Origin of the sequence: Pseudomonas sp. GL93 (assembly GCF_003408955.1) — a bacterium.
GTDB classification, from domain to species: Bacteria; Pseudomonadota; Gammaproteobacteria; order Pseudomonadales; family Pseudomonadaceae; genus Aquipseudomonas; species Aquipseudomonas paracarnis.
Genome location: NZ_NKRF01000039.1, coordinates 1 through 18,171, shown reverse-complemented (window position 1 = coordinate 18,171; position 18,171 = coordinate 1). Strand labels below are relative to the sequence as shown.

Sequence of the window (18,171 nt, the reverse complement as noted above, 5' to 3'; positions counted from 1 at the left end):
GGCGGGGCGCCGAGTGGTGGGGCAAGAGCCCTTTTGGTTACTTTTGGGGCTCTTTTCCAAAAGTGACCCGCTGTAAAAGCGGAACCCTAAGTGGCCGTTGCCGCAGGAATGGATATGTACACGGATAACATCGTCGGCTTTCAGGCCGCCATCGCAGGCAAGCCAGCTCCCACAGTTGAATCGTGGGGTGTCAGGTAGGCGGGCGTCGGCTGTCAGGCCGTCACGGGAGCAAGCCCCCTCCCACAGGTGTAACACCCAGCCCCGACTGACGGTTATTGTCAGAAATATCCCACAGGAGTACAAATGTACTCCATGACAAACCTGACCCCCCGCCGCACCGCCATCCTGACCTTCATTCGCGAGCGCATCGCGCAACAAGGTCAGCCTCCCAGCCTCGCCGAGATCGCCGAGGCGTTCGGCTTCGCCTCGCGCAGCGTCGCCCGCAAGCATGTGGTGGCGCTGACCGAAGCCGGCTTTATCGAGGTCAACCCCAACCAGGCCCGTGGCATCCGCCTGCTCAATCAACCTGCGCGTCCCGAGTGGCTGGATGTACCAGTGCTCGGCCGTGTGGCGGCCGGTCGGCCGATTGGCGCCGATGCTGAGGTGCACAGCCGCTTGCAACTGGACCCCGCCACTTTCGCCAAAACTCCCGATTACCTGCTGCGGGTGCAGGGCGATTCGATGATTGAAGATGGCATTCTCGATGGCGACCTGGTGGGCGTGCGCCGCAGTGCCGAAGCCCTGAACGGGCAGATTGTGGTGGCGCGCCTGGACGGCGACGTCACCATCAAGCGTTTCGAGCGCCACGGCGACAGTGTACGCCTGTTGCCGCGCAACCCGGCCTATCAACCTATCGTGGTCGGGCCCGGGCAGGACCTGGCCATCGAAGGCGTGTTCTGCGGCCTGGTGAGGCAAGGCTGATGGGCGCCGTGGTTGCCCTGGACTCGCTGTTCCATGGCGGGCGAGTCTGGAAGGGCCGGCCCGCCGCGCCACCGGCCAGCGTACACCCCACGGGGCTGGCGGCGTTGGATGCGGTGCTGCCCAGTGGCGGCTGGCCGGAATCGGCCTTGAGTGAAATCCTGATGGCCCAGGACGGGGTGGGCGAGTTGCAACTGGTGCTGCCCACACTGGCACGCTTGTCGGCCCTGGGCGAGCGCATTGTGCTGGTGGCGCCGCCCTATACCCCCTATCCCCATGCGTGGCAGAACGCCGGGGTGGATGTGCGCCAGCTGTCCATTATCCAGGCCGAGGAGCATGACGCGCTGTGGGCGGTGGAGCAATGCCTGCGTTCGGGCAGTTGCGGTGCGGTGTTGTGCTGGCCGCGCAAGGCCGATGATCGCGCTTTGCGGCGTTTGCAGGTGGCGGCGGAAACCGGGCAGACCCTGGCGTTTGCCTGGCGCTCCCTGAGCGAGGCGATCAATGCCTCGCCTGCCGCCCTGCGCCTGGCGGTCGAGGCCAGGCCCGCGCAAGTACGGGTGCTCAAGTGCCGTGGCGGGCTGGCCCATCCGGCGCCGATTGCCCTGGCAGGGCATTGAGGTTGCCATGCGTTGGGTGTGTATTGTCTTCCCGCAATTGGCGCTGGACGGGGCACAGCGTGTGCATCCCGAACCCGACCAGCCGCTGGCGCTGCTGGCCGGCACGCCGCAGCGGCGCGTGCTGCAAACCGTCAACGCCGCCGCCCGCGCCTTGGGCCTGCGCCCCGGTCAATCGTTGACGGCGGCCCATGCCCTGGTCAAGCAGTTTGCCTGTGTGGAATACGACCCGTTGGAGATCGAGCGCCTGCAGCAGTTTCTGGCCGCCTGGGCCTATCGTTTCAGCTCCCAGGTCAGCCTGTATTATCCGCGGGCCTTGTTGTTCGAGATCGAATCGAGCCTGGGCCTGTTCGGGCCCTGGCCGCACCTCGAGGCGCGTTTGCGCAAAGAGCTGACCGAGCTTGGCTTTCGCCATCGCATCGTCGCTGCGCCCAACCCGGCGGCGGCGCGGATATTGGCAAACGGCTACGACGGCCTGACCGTGGCCGATGACCGCGCCCTGATGCAGGCCCTGGCATCGTTGCCTATCGACCGCGCGGGCCTTGAACCCCAGGCCGCCACTGCCTTGTCGCGCATGGGCCTGCGCAGCCTGGCCCAGGTGCAGGCCTTGCCCCGGCATACCCTGGCGCGACGCTTTGACGCCAGCCTGCTCAAGCACCTCGACGCCCTGAGCGGGCAGCGGCCATTGCCCCTGGATTTTTATCAACCGCCCGACCAGTTCGATGCACGCATCGAGTTGAATTTCGATGTGCAATCCCACCAGGCGCTGCTGTTCCCCTTGCGGCGCTTGACCGGCGACCTGTCCGCTTTCCTGTGCGGGCGTGACAGTGGCGTGCAGCGCTTTGACCTGCACCTGGAACACGCCCAGGCACAAGACAGCGTGATCAAGGTGGGCCTGCTCAGTGCCGAGCGCGAGCCTTCGATGTTGTTCGAACTGGCCCGTGGGCGTCTGGAGCAGGTACAGGTCACCGCGCCGGTGCGGGGTGTGCGTTTGGTGGCCGAGGACTTGCCGGTGTTCGTGCCGCAACGCCAGGACCTGTTCGACGACCGCCCGCAACAAACCCTACCGTGGGAACAATTGCGCGAACGCCTGCGTGCACGCCTGGGGGATGAGGCGGTGCAGGGCCTGCGTTTTCAGGCCGACCATCGCCCCGAATGTGCCTGGCAGGCCACGACCGACCACCAGGCGTGCCCGACCTTGAACAAGGTCCGGCGCCCAGGCTGGTTGTTGCCGCAACCGACCTTGCTGGCCGAGCACGGCGTACAGATCCTGATGGGCCCGGAGCGCATCGAATCCGGCTGGTGGGATGGCGCCGATGTCCGCCGCGACTATTACCTGGTCCAGACCCGCGCCGGCCAGCAGGGTTGGGCCTATCGCACGGTGGGGCAAGGCGATGGGCTGTGGTTGCAAGGGTGGTTTGCATGAAAACCCTTGGGCCGCCACCTACTGTAGGAGCGAGCTTGCTCGCGAAGGTCGTCAACGATGACGCTGGGATCCTGAAGGAACGCGGTGCCTTGACGTTTTTCGCGAGCAAGCTCGCTCCTACAGGGGAGGGGTGACGTATGAATTATGCCGAGCTGCACTGCCTGTCCAATTTCAGCTTCCAGCGTGGCGCCTCCAGTGCGCTGGAACTTTTCGAGCGCGCCAAGCGCCAAGGCTACAGCGCCCTGGCGATCACCGATGAATGCACGCTGTCAGGCATCGTGCGCGCCTGGCAAGCCGCCAAAGCCGTGAACTTGCCGCTGATTATCGGCAGCGAAATGCACATCGAAAACGGCCCGAAACTGGTGCTGCTGGTGGAGAACCTGAGCGGTTACCAGCACCTGTGCCGGCTGATCACCCTGGCCCGGCGGCGGGCTGAAAAGGGCCGCTATCGCCTGCTACAGGAAGATTTCGAGCAACCGTTGCCCGGTCTTTTGGCGTTGTGGGTGGCGCAAGACAGCGACACCCAGGCCAGCCTCGACTGGCTGCGCCGCACCTTCGACCAGCGCTTATGGCTGGCGGTGCATCTGCATTGCGGCCAGGACGATGCGCGCCATCTGCAACAGCGCTTGCTACTGGCCCACAGCCTGCAAATCCCTGCCGTGGCCTGCGGCGATGTGCATATGCATGCGCGGGGCCGCCGTGCCCTGCAAGACACCATGACCGCCATCCGCCACCACGTGTCGGTGGCCGAAGCTGGCACGCGCCTGCACCCCAATGGCGAACGCCATCTGCGTAGCCTCGACGCGCTGGCGGCGCTGTATCCCCAGGCCTTACTGGATGAAACCCTCGCCATCGCGCGGCGCTGCACCTTCGACCTCGGCCAGCTGCGCTATCACTATCCACGCGAGCTGGTACCCGCGGGGCATGACGCCCAATCCTGGCTGCGCACCCTCACTGAAGAAGGCATCGCCCAGCGCTGGCCCGAAGGCATCGACGACAAGACCTTGCAGCAAATCCATCGTGAACTGCAGCTGATCAGCGAGCTGGGTTACGAAAGCTATTTCCTTACGGTGCATGACATCGTGCGTTTCGCCCGCAGCCGTTCGATCCTGTGCCAGGGCCGTGGTTCGGCGGCTAACTCGGCGGTGTGTTTTGCCCTGGGCATCACCGAAATCAACCCGAGCCTGACCAACCTGCTGTTCGAGCGCTTCCTGTCCAAAGAGCGCAACGAGCCGCCGGACATCGACGTGGACTTTGAGCACGAACGCCGCGAAGAGGTGCTGCAATACGTGTTCCAGCGCTATGGCCGCACCCGTGCAGCCTTGACGGCGGTGGTCAGCAGTTACCACGCCACGGGCGCGGTACGTGATGTGGCCAAGGCCCTTGGGCTGCCGGCGGACCAGATCAACGCCTTGGCCGATTGCTGCGGGCGCTGGAGTGATGAGGCGCCGCCGTTGGAGCGCCTGCGTGAAAGCGGCTTCGACCCGGACAGCCCACTGCTGCGCCGTGTCTTGACATTGACCCAGCAACTGATCGGTTTTCCGCGGCACCTGTCCCAGCACCCTGGCGGCTTTGTGATCAGCGAATACCCGCTGGACACCCTGGTGCCGGTGGAAAATGCGGCCATGGCCGAGCGCACCATTATCCAGTGGGACAAAGACGACCTCGACGCCGTCGGCTTGCTCAAGGTGGACATCCTCGCCCTGGGCATGCTCAGCGCGATCCGCCGCTGTTTCGATTTGCTGCGCCGGCATCGCCACCGGGACTTGAGCCTGGCCACGATTCCCAAGGAAGACCCGGCCACCTACGCCATGATCAGCAAGGCCGACACCATCGGTGTGTTCCAGATCGAGTCGCGGGCGCAGATGTCGATGTTGCCCAGGCTCAAGCCGCAGACGTTTTATGACCTGGTGATCGAGGTTGCCATTGTGCGGCCTGGGCCGATCCAGGGCGGCATGGTGCATCCGTACTTGCGTCGGCGGAATAATGAAGAGCCCACGACCTATCCGTCGCCGCAATTGGAAGCCGTGCTGGAACGCACCCTGGGCATCCCGCTGTTCCAGGAGCAGGTGATGCAAATCGCCATGGTCGCCGCTGACTATAGCCCCGGCGAGGCCGACCAGTTGCGCCGCTCCATGGCCGCCTGGAAACGCCACGGTGGCCTGGAGCCGCATCAGCAGCGCTTGCGCACCGGCATGCTGAAAAACGGCTACACCGAAGCCTTTGCCGCGCAGATTTTCGAGCAGATCAAGGGCTTTGGCAGCTATGGTTTCCCTGAGTCCCACGCCGCCAGTTTCGCCTTGCTGACCTACGCCAGTTGCTGGCTCAAATGCCATGAGCCGGCAGCCTTCGCCTGCGCCCTGATCAACAGCTGGCCCATGGGCTTCTACAGCCCGGACCAGATCCTGCAGGACGCTCGGCGCCATCGCTTGCAGATCCGCCCGGTGGATGTGCAGGCCAGTGACTGGGAGTGCAGCCTGGAGCCCATCGACGGCCAGCAACCGGCGATTCGTCTGGGCTTGCGCATGATCTCGGGGTTTCGCGAGGAAGACGGGCGGCGTATCGAAGCGGCGAGGCAGCAGCGGCTGTTCAACGACATCGCTGCCCTGGACGCGCGCGCCGGCCTGGATACGCGTGCCCAGGCGCTGCTGGCGGATGCCGGGGCCTTGCGTGCCCTGGCCGGCAACCGCCATCAGGCGCGCTGGGACGTAGCCGGTGTGCATCAGCAACTGGGCTTGTTTGCCGGCCTGCCGAGCCCCGATGAAACGCGGGTGGCATTGCCCGAGCCCACGGTAGGCGAAGATTTGCACGCCGATTACGCCACCCTCGGTACCACCCTGGGGCCTCATCCCCTGGCGTTGTTGCGCGCCGAGTTACGCCGGCGCCGTTGCCGCAGTTCCCAGGAGTTGCTGGCGGTGGAACATGGGCGCAACGTGAGCATCGCCGGGCTGGTCACTGGCCGCCAGCGCCCAGGCACGGCGAGCGGCGTGACCTTTGTCACCCTGGAAGATGAGTTCGGCAACCTCAATGTGGGGGTCTGGCGCGACCTGGCCGAGCGTCAGCGCCAGGCGCTGGTGGGCTCGCGTTTGCTCAAGGTGGACGGCCGTTGGGAGGCGGTGGGTGAGGTGCGGCATTTGATCGCGGGACGCCTCACCGATTTGACGCCGTTGCTGGATGGAATGGTGGTGCGCAGCCGGGATTTTCATTGAGTTCCAGGGGTTTGTGCATTCCTCTGTGTTCAGGATGAAACCATCCACCGCTGGCGCGCTCCAAAACTTGCGACTGTCTTGTCCCTGCACAGAGCCCAATCATGCAATTTTTATCCAACCCCCATGGCTGTGAAGGCTGGGCCGGCGAAATGGCCCAGCGGATTCGCACATTTGACTGGTCAAGTACCGACCTTGGCCCTTTGGATCAGTGGTCCACGAGCCTGGCTTGCACCGTGCAAATGATGCTCGCCTCACCCGTGCCGATGGTGATGCTGTGGGGGCGGGCAGGGTACATGATCTACAACGACAGCTATTCGGTATTTGCCGGCGGGCGCCATCCCTACCTCTTGGGCACTCCGGTAGAACTGGGCTGGCCGGAAGTGGCCGAGTTCAATCGGCATGTGGTGGATACGTGCCTGGCGGGCGGCACCTTGTCGTTCAATAACAAGGAGCTGGTGTTATCGCGTCACGGCCAACCGGAAAGCGTGTGGCTGGACCTCTATTACAGCCCCGTGGCCGGGGACAACCAACAGCCGGCCGGGGTGCTGGCGATTGTGGTGGAAACCACCGAACTGGTGAAGTCCGAGCGGGTGCGCCAGGAGCTCACCCATAATCTGGAGCAACGCGTCGCCGCTGAAGTGCAGGCGCGGTCAGCCGCAGAAGACCAGTTGCGCCAGTCACAGAAGCTGGAAGCGATTGGCGGCCTGACCGGTGGCGTGGCCCATGACTTCAATAACCTGCTGCAAGTGATCGCCGGCAACCTGCATTTGCTCGCCCGGCATGAGCCGGACAATTGTCAGGTGCAACGTCGCGTCACCGCGGCCATCGCCGCTGTGGAGCGGGGGGCCAAGCTGTCGTCGCAACTGCTGGCCTTTGCCCGTCGCCAGCCCTTGTCTCCGGCGGTATATAACCCGCAGCGCATCTACGCCGGCCTGGGCGAGCTGTTGCAACGGGCGCTGGGGGAAACCATTCATATCGACGTGCAACTGCCCCAGGACTCCTGGTGCATCAATGTCGACCGCAACCAGCTGGAAAACGCGTTGCTCAACCTGGCGATCAACGCCCGCGATGCCATGCAGGGCGAGGGCATAATTCGTATCACCGGGGAAAACGTCATCCTCCACCCGCAAGATTGCGTCGGTAAAAGCATCAAGCCCGGCGAGTACGTGCGCCTGGCCGTGGCCGACACCGGCGTGGGCATGTCCGAGGCGACCCTCAAGCGCGCATTCGAACCCTTCTTTACCACCAAGCGCGAAGGCCACGGCACCGGCCTGGGCCTGAGCATGGTGTTCGGTTTTGTGCGCCAAAGTGGCGGGCACGTGGACATGTGGAGCGAGGAGGGCAAGGGCTCGGTGGTACAGATGTATTTTCCCCACTGCCTGGAGCCTGAATGCTTCGACGACGACAGTGATGCGGACCCGCAAGGCAGCGGCCAGGAAACCATTCTGGTGGTCGAGGACAACGAAGGCGTGCGCCTGACGGTGGTCGAGTTGCTGCAGCAGTCGGGTTATACCGTATTGACCGCCGAGGATGGCGACCGCGCGATGCAAATGTTGCAGCGCGGCGTGTCGCCTGACCTGATCTTCACCGATGTGGTGATGCCCGGTCGGGTCAAGAGCATCGACCTGGCCGCCTGGGCCCGCGCGCAGAACCCGCCGGTGCCGGTGCTGTTTACCTCAGGCCACACCCGCGACATTCTGTCTTCCAATCATCTGCTCAGCGCCGATATCCACCTGCTGAGCAAACCCTACAGTCCCGATGCCCTGACCCAACGCGTGCGCAGGGTGCTCGGCGCAAGACAAGGTTGCCCATGACATCACAGCGCAACATCCCACCGCTCACCGCCCGGCAAACGGGCTTCGTCAGGGTGCGTGGCGCCCGTGAACATAACTTGCGTAATGTCGATGTGGATATTCCCCGGGACGCCCTGGTGGTATTTACCGGCGTGTCTGGCTCCGGCAAATCGTCCCTGGCGTTTTCCACGGTGTATGCCGAGGCCCAGCGCCGCTATTTCGAATCGGTGGCGCCCTATGCGCGGCGCTTGATCGACCAGGTTGGCGTGCCGGATGTAGACAGCATCGAAGGCTTGCCGCCTGCCGTGGCCCTGCAACAGCAACGCGGTACACCGAGTGCGCGCTCGTCGGTGGGCAGTGTCACCACCTTGTCGAGCTTGATCCGCATGCTCTATTCCCGCGCTGGCCGTTATCCGCCGGGGCAGGCCATGTTGTACGCCGAGGACTTCTCGCCGAACCTGCCCCAGGGTGCGTGCCCGCAATGCCACGGCCTGGGCCGCGTGTATGAAGTGACCGAAGCGCTGATGGTGCCCGATCCGTCCTTGACCATCCGCCAGCGCGCAGTGGCGTCCTGGCCATTGGCGTGGCAGGGCCAGAACCTGCGCGACATCCTCGTGACCCTGGGTTATGACGTGGACATCCCGTGGCGCGAGCTGCCCAAAAAGCAGCGCGACTGGATCCTGTTCACCGAAGAAACCCCCACCGTACCGGTGTACGCCGGCTTCACCCCACAGCAGACCCGCGAGGCGTTGAAACGCAAGCTTGAGCCCAGTTACCAAGGCACCTTCAGCGGCGCTCGGCGCTATATTCTGCACACCTTCGCCCACACCCAAAGCGCGCTGATGAAAAAGCGCGTGTCGCAGTTCATGCAAGGCAGTGCTTGCCCATTGTGCGAGGGCAAACGCCTGAACCAGGCGGCGTTGTCGGTGAAGTTTGCCGGGGTGGATATCGGTGAGTTGTCGCAATTGTCCCTGGCGCAATTGGCCGAGTTGCTGCGGCCCGTGGCAGCGGGGCAGGACAGGATGAAGCTGTCGGTGGAAAAACGCCTGGCGGCCCAGCGCATCGCCCAGGACCTGCTCGAACGGGTCCACACTTTGATCGAGCTGGGCCTGGGCTACCTGTCCCTGGAGCGCAGCACGCCGACCTTGTCGTCCGGGGAGCTGCAGCGTCTGCGCCTGGCTACCCAATTGGGCTCGCAGTTGTTCGGCGTTATTTATGTGCTCGATGAGCCTTCGGCGGGACTGCACCCGGCGGATGGCGAAGCATTGTTCACGGCGCTTGATCGTTTGAAGGCCGCAGGCAATTCCCTGTTTGTGGTGGAGCATGACCTGGAAACCATGCGCCGCGCCGACTGGCTGATCGACGTGGGCCCGGCTGCCGGCGAACATGGCGGGCAAGTGCTGTACAGCGGGCCGCCCGCAGGGTTGGCGGATGTCGAGGCCTCGCAGACCCGTGAATACCTGTTTGCCCAACCTCGCCCGGCCAATGCGCCAAGCCGCGAGCCGGCCGGGTGGCTGAAGCTTGCAGGCGTGACGCGAAATAACCTGAATAATTTGAACGTGGATTTCCCGCTGGGCTGTTTCACCGCGGTGACGGGGATTTCCGGCTCGGGCAAATCCAGCCTGGTCAGCCAGGCGCTGCTGGAGCTGGTGGGCACGGGCCTGGGGCGTGTGCTGGAAAGCGACGACGAACCGAGCCTGGAAGATGCTGCACCGCAAGCCAGTGGCGGGCGCATCAGCGCCGGGCTGGAGCACATCCAGCGCCTGGTGCAGGTGGACCAGAAACCCATCGGCCGCACGCCGCGCTCCAACCTGGCGACCTATACCGGGCTGTTCGACAACGTGCGCAAACTGTTCGCCGCCACGCCAGCGGCCAAGAAGCGCAATTACGATGCCGGGCAGTTCTCCTTCAATGTCGCCAAGGGCCGTTGCCCGAACTGTGAGGGTGAAGGTTTTGTCAGCGTTGAGTTGCTGTTCATGCCCAGCGTGTACGCGCCATGCCCGACCTGTCACGGCGCGCGCTATAACCCCGATACCCTGGCGATCAAATGGCAGGGCTTGAACATCGCCCAGGTGCTGGGGCTGACGGTGGAGCAGGCGGTGCAGGTGTTTGCCGAGCAGCCGGGCATCCTGCGTTCGTTGCTTGTGCTGCGCGATATCGGCCTGGGTTATCTGCGCCTGGGGCAGCCGGCTACCGAGCTGTCCGGCGGTGAAGCCCAACGCATCAAGCTCGCCACTGAACTGCAACGTAACGCCCGGGGCGCCACCTTGTATGTCTTGGACGAACCGACCACCGGCTTGCACCCCAAGGACGTCGATCGTTTGCTCAGCCAGTTGAATCACTTGGTGGAGGCGGGGCATACGGTGGTTGTGGTGGAGCATGAAATGCGCGTGGTGGCCCAGAGTGACTGGGTGATTGATATCGGCCCGGGGGCAGGGGACCTGGGCGGAACGGTGGTGGCGTGCGGCACGCCCCACAAGGTTGCCAAGAGCAAACACAGCCGCACTGCACCTTATCTGGCCCAATCACTGATCTAACGGGTGCTGATGTCCAAAATGTGGGAGGGGCAAGCCCTGATGCCAGTCAGTTAAGCGCAGACTCCTGTGGGAGCGGGCTTGCTCGCGAAAGCGGCAGGTCAGTCAATATAATGTTTGCTGGGCCGACGTCTTCGCGAGCAAGCCCGCTCCCACATTAAGCCCAGTGTCAGTCGGTGAGGTTGTGCTGGATCTGTTGCTTGGCCAGCTTCACCACATTCTCCACGGTAAACCCGAACTTCTCCTGCAACTTGGCCAGCGGTGCCGAGGCGCCGAAGCTGTTCATCACCACTTTGGCGCCGGTCTGCCCGACGTAGCGGTCCCACCCCAAGGGCCCTGCCTGCTCCACCACTACACGGGCTTTAACCGCAGGCGGCAGGACGCTGTCGCGGTAGGCTTGACCCTGGTCTTCGAACAGCTCCCAGCTGGGCATCGACACCACGCGAGCGCCAATGCCTTGGTCTTTGAGCTGCTCATAGGCGGCCACCGCCAGGCTGACTTCGCTGCCGGTGGCGATCAGGATGACCTCCGGTTGATCCGCGCCGGCCAACACATAGGCACCTTTGGCCGCGCCGGAAGCTGCGGCATAGTGGTTGCGGTCGAGGGTCGGCAATGCCTGGCGCGATAACACCATACAGCTGGGCCGATGGGTTTGTGCCAACGCCACCTTCCACAGCTCAAGGGTTTCATTCGCATCGCCTGGCCGTAGCGTCAACAGCCCCGGCGTGGCACGCAGTTGGGTCAGGTGTTCGATGGGCTGGTGGGTGGGCCCGTCTTCGCCTACGCCGATGGAGTCATGGGTAAACACGAAGATCACCGGCAACTCCATGATCGCCGCCAGGCGGATCGGCGGTTTCATGTAGTCGCTGAACACCAGGAAGGTCGAGGTGTACGGGCGCAGGTAGGACAGCGCCATGCCATTGGCAATCGCGCCCATGGCATGTTCGCGGATACCGAAGTGCAGGTTGCGCCCGCTGTAGTCATCCGCGCTGAAACGCCCGGCACCGTCGAAGGTGAGGTTGGTCTTGGTCGAGGGCGACAAATCCGCCGAACCGCCCAGCAACCATGGAATCTGTTGGGCGAAGGCATTCAATACCTCGCCGCCTGAAGCACGGCTGGCGACGCCTTTGGCATCGGCGGCAAAGCTGGGTAGGTGCGCTTGCCATTGCTCGGGCATTTCCCCGGCGCGCATGCGTTGCAGCTCATCGGCCCGTTGCGGGTCGAGGGTGGCGAGGGTCTGGTTCCACTCGGCGTACAGCGGCTCGGCGCGTTCGTAAAGGGCATCGCGCAACAGTGTGCGAGCCTCTTCGGGCACGAGAAAACTTGAATCCTGCGGCCAGCCATAGGCGGCTTTGGTCAGACGAATCTCGTCCTCTCCCAGTGGTTCGCCATGGGCCGCAGCGGTGTTGTGTTTGTGCGGTGAGCCGTAGCCGATCACGCTGTCCACCACGATCAAGGTGGGAGCGCCGGTGTTGGCCTTGAAGGTTTCCAATGCCACGCTCAAGGCCTGCAAGTCATTGGCGTCGGTGACATGCACGGTGTGCCAGCCATAAGCCTGGAAGCGTTGGATCACGTCTTCACTGAACGCCAGCTCAGTGTGGCCCTCGATGCTGATGGTGTTGTTGTCATAGATCCAGCACAGGTTATCGAGCTTCAAGTGCCCGGCCAGGGACGCGGCTTCGCTGCTGATGCCCTCCATCATGTCGCCGTCACCGCACAGGGTGTAGACGTCGTAGTCAAACAGCACCTGGCCGTCGCGGTTGAAGCGCTGGCCCAGCCATCGCTCGGCCATGGCCATGCCTACACTGTTGGCGCAGCCCTGGCCCAACGGGCCGGTGGTAGTTTCCACGCCCGTGGTCATGCGGTACTCAGGATGGCCTGGGGTCTTGGAGCCGATCTGCCGGAACTGCTTGATATCGTCCAGGCTGACGGCCGGCTGGCCCGAGCGCTGGCCATGGGCATCGATCTCCACCACACCGGCCAGGTGCAACAGCGAATACAGCAGCATCGAGGCATGCCCTACCGACAGCACAAAACGGTCACGGTTGGGCCAGTCAGGATGCTCGGGGTGATAACGCAGGAAGCGACTCCACAACGTATAACCCACCGGCGCCAGGCCCATGGGCGTGCCAGGGTGACCCGAATTGGCCTTCTGCACGGCATCCATGGCCAGGGTGCGTAGGGTGTTAATGCATTGGGTGTCGGCAGCAGTGGCAACGTGATTCATAAAACCGGTCTCCCTGGGGTGGCGATCTACAGTGGAGGGCAGGGCGGGGCAAAGGTTTGATCCCATCGCGTGCGCCGCGACGAACGGGACGTTGTTGGCCTCAAACATGACAAGATCGGTTGGAATGGGCTAGCTTCAAGGGCGTAGACCATCGATCAATCTGTGGAGGTACGCCATGCCAGTGAAACACGACCTGTATCAGGACTTGGGATTGAGCAAGGAAGCTGTTCACGAACGCAGGGCGACGGATAAACGGTTGGATTCGCTGCTCACCCAATATGATGTTGCCGACGGGGAGGTGCTGGCGGCGGAAAAAGCCAGTGCCAGCGATGAGGATGTGGAAAAGCTGAAGAAGAAACGGCTATTGATCAAAGACGAAATTGTTGGGCGGCTGGGTTAAGCAACCCCTCGCCACACGCTTGGAATGTGCACATTTGTTCAGAATTGTCTGGAGGACAAGTGCCGTTTCAATCCTTATGATGCGCTCCGTCCACTCGGCTCTGGGGCTTGTTGCGGCGCAAGGATTGCGTTGTTGAGCCGGGTGGGCATCCTCAGAATTCATGCAACACAGGGCCGAATCGGTCGGCTGCAAATGCTGCCTGTGGGAGCTGGCTTGCCTGCGATGGCGGCCTCCCAGCCGACGCCTATCCACCTGACACCCCACAGTCCAAATGTGGGAGCTGGCTTGCCTGCGATGACGGCCTGACAGTCAACACAGTTGGAACGTGTACATATCCATTCCTGCGGTAACGGCCACTTAGGGTTCCGCTTTTACAGCGGCTCACTTTTGAAAAGAGCCCAAAAGTAAGCAAAAGGCTCTTGCCCCACCACTCGGCACCTCGCCCAGGCTCGGTGTGCCCGTAATCCGCCAGTGATTTGGGGGGCCGCCGCCACGCGCCATCCATGGCGCGGGTCGGCTAAACCGGCATCCCTGCCGGTTTACCCCCCAAATCCCTGTCGAATTCCGGCCAGCGTGGTTTAACGGGGCGCCTAAGATCAAGATCAAGAGCGGCTCGCTTCGCATCGTGGTTACCATCAAGGCCGTGGCGCTTGGCGTTCGGTCTTGCATCCAGTCATTTCAACAGCGTTTCAAGGCATATATCCATGGAACGCTGCTGCGTCTGCTCATACAACTGCAACTCATCAATCGTCCTGCGCCCAAGCGCCTGCTCGAAGGCGGCTCGGTTGGAGTTGCCCGCGTAGTGACTCTGCGCCCCATCCCCCAGGTTTGACTGGAAGATCCCCGCCGCACTGACCGGCAAAAAGTCCTCATACACCAACGGTTCCACCGCCACATGACCGGCGCTGAGCAGCGCCTCCAATGTGCGCGGCTGATCGGCCTGGCCGCATGCCGCCAGGCCTTTATCGGTGACGAAGTAGCGAAAATACGCCAAGCCCTGCTCGCGCATTTGCGGGTAGTTATCGGGGAAGGCCTGGAAGTGCTGTTCCATCAATTGCACATAGCGCTCGGCGTTGGCTTCATTGGGGAATGTGCCGAGTTCATCGCGGGCGGCGTTCAGCAGTTGGTCGTACAGGGCGCGGCCTTTAGGCGTAAGCGCGACGCCGCGTTGTTCGATTTCGCCGAAGCGCGCGCTGTGGCTGCCGTGGGCATCGGTGAAGGCGATGGGTTCGTCCAAGGCCTTGAAGCTGGTCTGGCGTAGCAGGATCGGGCACTGGCGCCTAGGTGGGCCTTCGATCACGGCTTTGGGGGTGATGCCTTTGCCGGGCATCGCCGCCTGCACCTGGTCGATGTCCAGGGTGCGTGGCGTCAGGTGGTTGATGTGTGGGCCCTTGAACGCGACGACGTCGGCGATCAGGCGGTGCTGGTCGCTGAGTTGCTGATACTGGGCACCCGTGACCGTGGCAGTGTGGTGCCAGCGGAACGTCTCCAGGGCCTGGCGGATAAAGGCCTCGGCATCGCTGGTATTCAAGCCGCCTTGGGTCTCTGCCTGGTCGATCAATGCCAAGGCCTCGGCGGTAAAGATCGAGCGCTTGGCCAGGGCGCTTTCGGCGAAGGCACGCAGGTCAGGATTTTCGATCAGCTCCAGGCGCAGCAATGAGGTGAATACGCGAAACGGGCTGGTTTGCAGCGCGTGTTCATGCACCGCGCGAAAGGCGGTGGAGTGTACAGGTACGCCAGCGGGGGTGAGGTCGTAGTAGCCCACCGGTTGCATGCCCATCACCGCGAATAACCGGCTGATGGTTGCCAGTTCCGCAGCGGTGCCCAGGCGGATGGCGCCGTGGCGTTCCATGTCCAGGCGCTGGATTTCGCCGGTACGTTGCAGTTGATGCGCCAGGCCCGGTTCGCTGTCGAGCACGCGGGCATTGGTCTGGGCCACCAGCTCCAGCAGCGCGCCATACAAGGGCACTTCATCTCGATACATGTCGGACATGGCCTTGGAAAAGCCCTTGCGGATCTCGTCGGGGCTGACATGGGCGGTGGCGTGCATAGAAAAATTCCTGATGACTGGAGCGATGATCGTGGCCTTTGCCCGATTTTGTTGAGGGGGCGGCCGGCTTGCAAACGAAGATTCCTCTGGACTTCATTCTGCAAATGAATGAGTTGGCCCTGCGCCCAAGTCTTCATGTGCAAGCGGACGTCATTGGGCTCTACACTGCCCTCACTGTGTCGGTGAAGGAGGACCCAATGACGGCCAGACCCGTAACCAACCTGCTGGGCACCATTGAAGGCCAGCGCCTGGCAACGCAACACGCCGAACGTTGGCGCGAGTGGGGCCCGTACCTGAGTGAGCGCCAGTGGGGCACGGTGCGCGAAGACTACAGCGCCGACGGTGACGCCTGGGCCTACTTCCCCCATGAGCATGCACGCAGCCGCGCCTATCGCTGGGGCGAGGACGGGTTGGCCGGTTTCAGTGACAAGGCCCAACGCTGGTGCCTGGGCCTGGCGCTGTGGAATGAGCGCGATGCAATCCTCAAGGAGCGTCTGTTTGGCCTCAACAACGCCGAAGGCAACCACGGTGAAGACGTCAAGGAGCTGTACTTTTTCGTCGATGGCGTGCCGAGCCATGCCTACATGCGCATGCTCTACAAATACCCCCATGCGGCGTTTCCCTACGCTGACCTGATCACCGAGAACGCCCGTCGTGGGCTGGATGATGCCGAGTATGAAATCCTTGATACCGGTGTGTTTGCAGACAACCACTACTGCGACGTCAGTGTCGAATACGCCAAGCATCAGCCCGACGATATTTTCATGCGCGTCACCGTGCATAACCGTTCGGACCAACCCACACGCCTGCAGGTGCTGCCCCAGCTCTGGGCGCGCAATGACTGGAGCTGGACCTTAGATGCACCCAAGCCCAGCTTGAGGCTGGACGTTGATCGGGTGCTGGCCCGTCATCATGAACTTGATGACCGCTGCCTCAGTGCCTGGGGCCAGGACGGCGTGCAGTGGCTGTTCTGTGAAAACGAAACCAACCAGCCCAAACTGGACGGGCAACCGGCGCCGGGGCCGTTCAAGGATGGCATTAACGATTATGTGGTGGGCGGGGTCGAGTCGGCGATTCGCCGGGACGCGGGCACTAAAGTGGCCGCGCATTTCACCCTTGAACTGGCGGGCCAGGAAAGCAAAACCCTCTACCTGCGCTTTGCGCCTCTGGACGCGCCAGACGTCAATGCGCGCAAGCTATTCGAACAGCGCCGCCGGGAGGCCGATGACTTCTACGCGGTCTTGCAACAGGGCCTTGCCGATGACGATGCGCGCACTGTGCAACGCCAGGCCCTGGTGGGCCTGCTGTGGTCCAAGCAGCTGTACTATTTTGACGTGAACCAGTGGCTTGACGGCGACCCGGCTCAGCCCGCGCCACCGCCCGAGCGCTTGCACATCCGCAATACTCATTGGCGGCACCTGTCCAACTTCGACATCCTGTCGATGCCTGACACTTGGGAATACCCGTGGTACGCCTCCTGGGATCAAGGCTTCCAGGCGGTGGCCATCGCGCTGATCGACCCTGGTTACGCCAAGCAACAGTTGTTGTTGCTGGTAAAGGACCGCTTCATGCACCCCAACGGCCAATTGCCGGCCTACGAGTGGCGCTTTGACGACGCCAACCCGCCCGTGCATGCCTGGGCCAGCTGGCGCGTATATCAGCAGGACAAGGCGCTGACCGGCGTGGGCGACATGGATTTCCTGGAGCGGATCTTTCACAAGCTGCTGTTGAATTTCTCTTGGTGGGTCAACCGCAAGGACGCCGAGGGCCGCAACCTGTTCCAGGGCGGTTTTCTGGGCCTGGACAATATCGCCTTGTTCGACCGCTCGGCCACGTTGCCGCCGGGCTACCAGTTGGACCAGGCCGACGGCACCGCTTGGGTGGCGGCTTATGCCCTGGACCTGATGCGCATCGGCCTGGAGTTGGCCAAGCGTAATGTGGTGTACGTGGACATTGCCGTGAAATTTTTCGAGCATTTCCTCTACATCGCCGGCGCTATCAACCGCGTCGATGACAGCGCCGAAGGCTTATGGGATGAGCAGGACCAGTTTTTCTATGACGTGCTGCACCGCCCTGATGGCCAGAGCGAACCGGTGCGCCTGCGCTCCATCGTCGGGTTAATGCCGCTGTTCGCGGTGCTGGTGCTGGAACAGCGCGAGCACGAGGGCCTGGAAGGCTTGCGCGAGCGCCTGCTGGGCTTTATGCATCATCGACCGGACCTGGCCAAGCTGGTTTCGCGCTGGACCGAACCGGGGCAGGGCAACCGCCTGTTGCTGGCGCTGCTGCGCGGTGAACGCACCAAGGATTTGCTGCGGCGCATGCTGGATGATCGGGAGTTCTTGTCGGCCTTTGGCGTGCGCGCCCTGTCCAAGGCGTTCGCCGAGCAGCCCCTGGCGCTGAAGATGAATGGCGACACCTTGTGCGCGCGCTACCAGCCGGGTGAATCCGACTCACGCTTGTACGGCGGCAACTCCAATTGGCGCGGGCCGTTGTGGATGCCGGTGAACTACATGCTGATTGAATCGTTGCGCGAGTTTCACCGCTATTACGCGGATAACTTTTCCGTGGAGTATCCGACGGGCAGTGGGTATCTGGCGTCTCTGGAGCAAGTGGCTGACAGTCTCAGCGAGCGGCTGACGCGGCTGTTTCTCAGGGATGAAAATGGTATGCGGCCGTCGATGGCGGGGTATGCGCAGTTGCAGGAGGACCCGGCCAGTCGTGACCTGGTGTTGTTCCATGAGTACTTTCATGGGGAAACAGGGCGAGGGTTGGGAGCTTCACACCAGACCGGCTGGAGTGCGTTGGTGGCGTTACTGTTACAACCAAAACCTTAAGCAATCGGCAAACCAAATGTGGGAGCGGGCTTGCTCGCGAATGCGGTGGTTCAGTGCCTGATGCATTAGCTGACACTGCGCATTCGCGAGCAAGCCCGCTCCCACAGGGATTTAGGGTCGCCCGTGAATCAGGAAGGGGAAAGCTCGCTCAGGTTCATCGCCAGCA

At 62.9% G+C, this 18,171-nt stretch carries 10 protein-coding genes; 8 read left to right on the top strand and 2 right to left on the bottom strand.

What is annotated here, in order from left to right; all coding sequences use genetic code 11:
• Positions 1-303 precede the first annotated feature (303 nt).
• From lexA to CER19_RS06715, 6 genes are all read left to right on the top strand, one after another.
• A complete protein-coding gene (gene lexA, locus CER19_RS06740; RefSeq protein WP_116665857.1) occupies positions 304-921 on the top strand; it encodes a transcriptional repressor LexA in 618 nt (205 codons plus the stop codon).
• Positions 921-1,535 carry a translesion DNA synthesis-associated protein ImuA gene (gene imuA / locus CER19_RS06735; RefSeq protein WP_116665856.1) on the top strand — a complete coding sequence of 205 codons (615 nt, stop codon included), beginning with the start codon at positions 921-923 and terminating at the stop codon, positions 1,533-1,535. Before lexA ends, imuA begins: the two co-directional genes overlap by 1 nt.
• 7 nt (positions 1,536-1,542) lie before the next feature.
• The gene (locus CER19_RS06730; RefSeq protein WP_116665855.1) at positions 1,543-2,958 is read left to right on the top strand and encodes a DNA polymerase Y family protein; all 1,416 of its coding nucleotides are present in this window, start codon (positions 1,543-1,545) and stop codon (positions 2,956-2,958) included.
• A 137-nt stretch (positions 2,959-3,095) separates the two neighbouring features.
• Positions 3,096-6,167, top strand: a complete 3,072-nt coding sequence (locus CER19_RS06725; RefSeq protein WP_116665854.1) for an error-prone DNA polymerase — start codon at positions 3,096-3,098, stop codon at positions 6,165-6,167.
• A gap of 101 nt (positions 6,168-6,268) precedes the next feature.
• A complete protein-coding gene (locus tag CER19_RS06720) occupies positions 6,269-7,981 on the top strand; it encodes an ATP-binding protein (protein WP_116665853.1) in 1,713 nt (570 codons plus the stop codon).
• Positions 7,978-10,497 carry an excinuclease ABC subunit UvrA gene (locus CER19_RS06715; RefSeq protein ID WP_116665852.1) on the top strand — a complete coding sequence of 840 codons (2,520 nt, stop codon included), beginning with the start codon at positions 7,978-7,980 and terminating at the stop codon, positions 10,495-10,497. The genes CER19_RS06720 and CER19_RS06715 overlap by 4 nt, the downstream gene beginning before the upstream one ends.
• A 166-nt stretch (positions 10,498-10,663) precedes the next feature.
• Here CER19_RS06715 and tkt read toward each other — a convergent pair whose 3' ends face one another.
• Entirely contained in the window at positions 10,664-12,721 is a 2,058-nt protein-coding gene (tkt, locus tag CER19_RS06710; RefSeq protein WP_116665851.1) for a transketolase, read from the bottom strand.
• Positions 12,722-12,896: 175 nt separating this feature from the next.
• Between tkt and CER19_RS06705 the strand changes: the two genes are divergently transcribed.
• Positions 12,897-13,121, top strand: a complete 225-nt coding sequence (locus CER19_RS06705) for a DUF465 domain-containing protein (protein ID WP_116665850.1) — start codon at positions 12,897-12,899, stop codon at positions 13,119-13,121.
• A gap of 673 nt (positions 13,122-13,794) precedes the next feature.
• On the opposite strand, the gene CER19_RS06695 is transcribed toward CER19_RS06705, so the two are convergent.
• On the bottom strand, positions 13,795-15,171 hold the full coding sequence (locus CER19_RS06695) for a VOC family protein (protein ID WP_116665848.1): 1,377 nt from the start codon (positions 15,169-15,171) through the stop codon (positions 13,795-13,797).
• A 197-nt stretch (positions 15,172-15,368) separates the two neighbouring features.
• Between CER19_RS06695 and CER19_RS06690 the strand changes: the two genes are divergently transcribed.
• Positions 15,369-18,005, top strand: a complete 2,637-nt coding sequence (locus CER19_RS06690; protein WP_116665847.1) for a glucosidase — start codon at positions 15,369-15,371, stop codon at positions 18,003-18,005.
• The last annotated feature ends 166 nt before the right edge of the window (positions 18,006-18,171 follow it).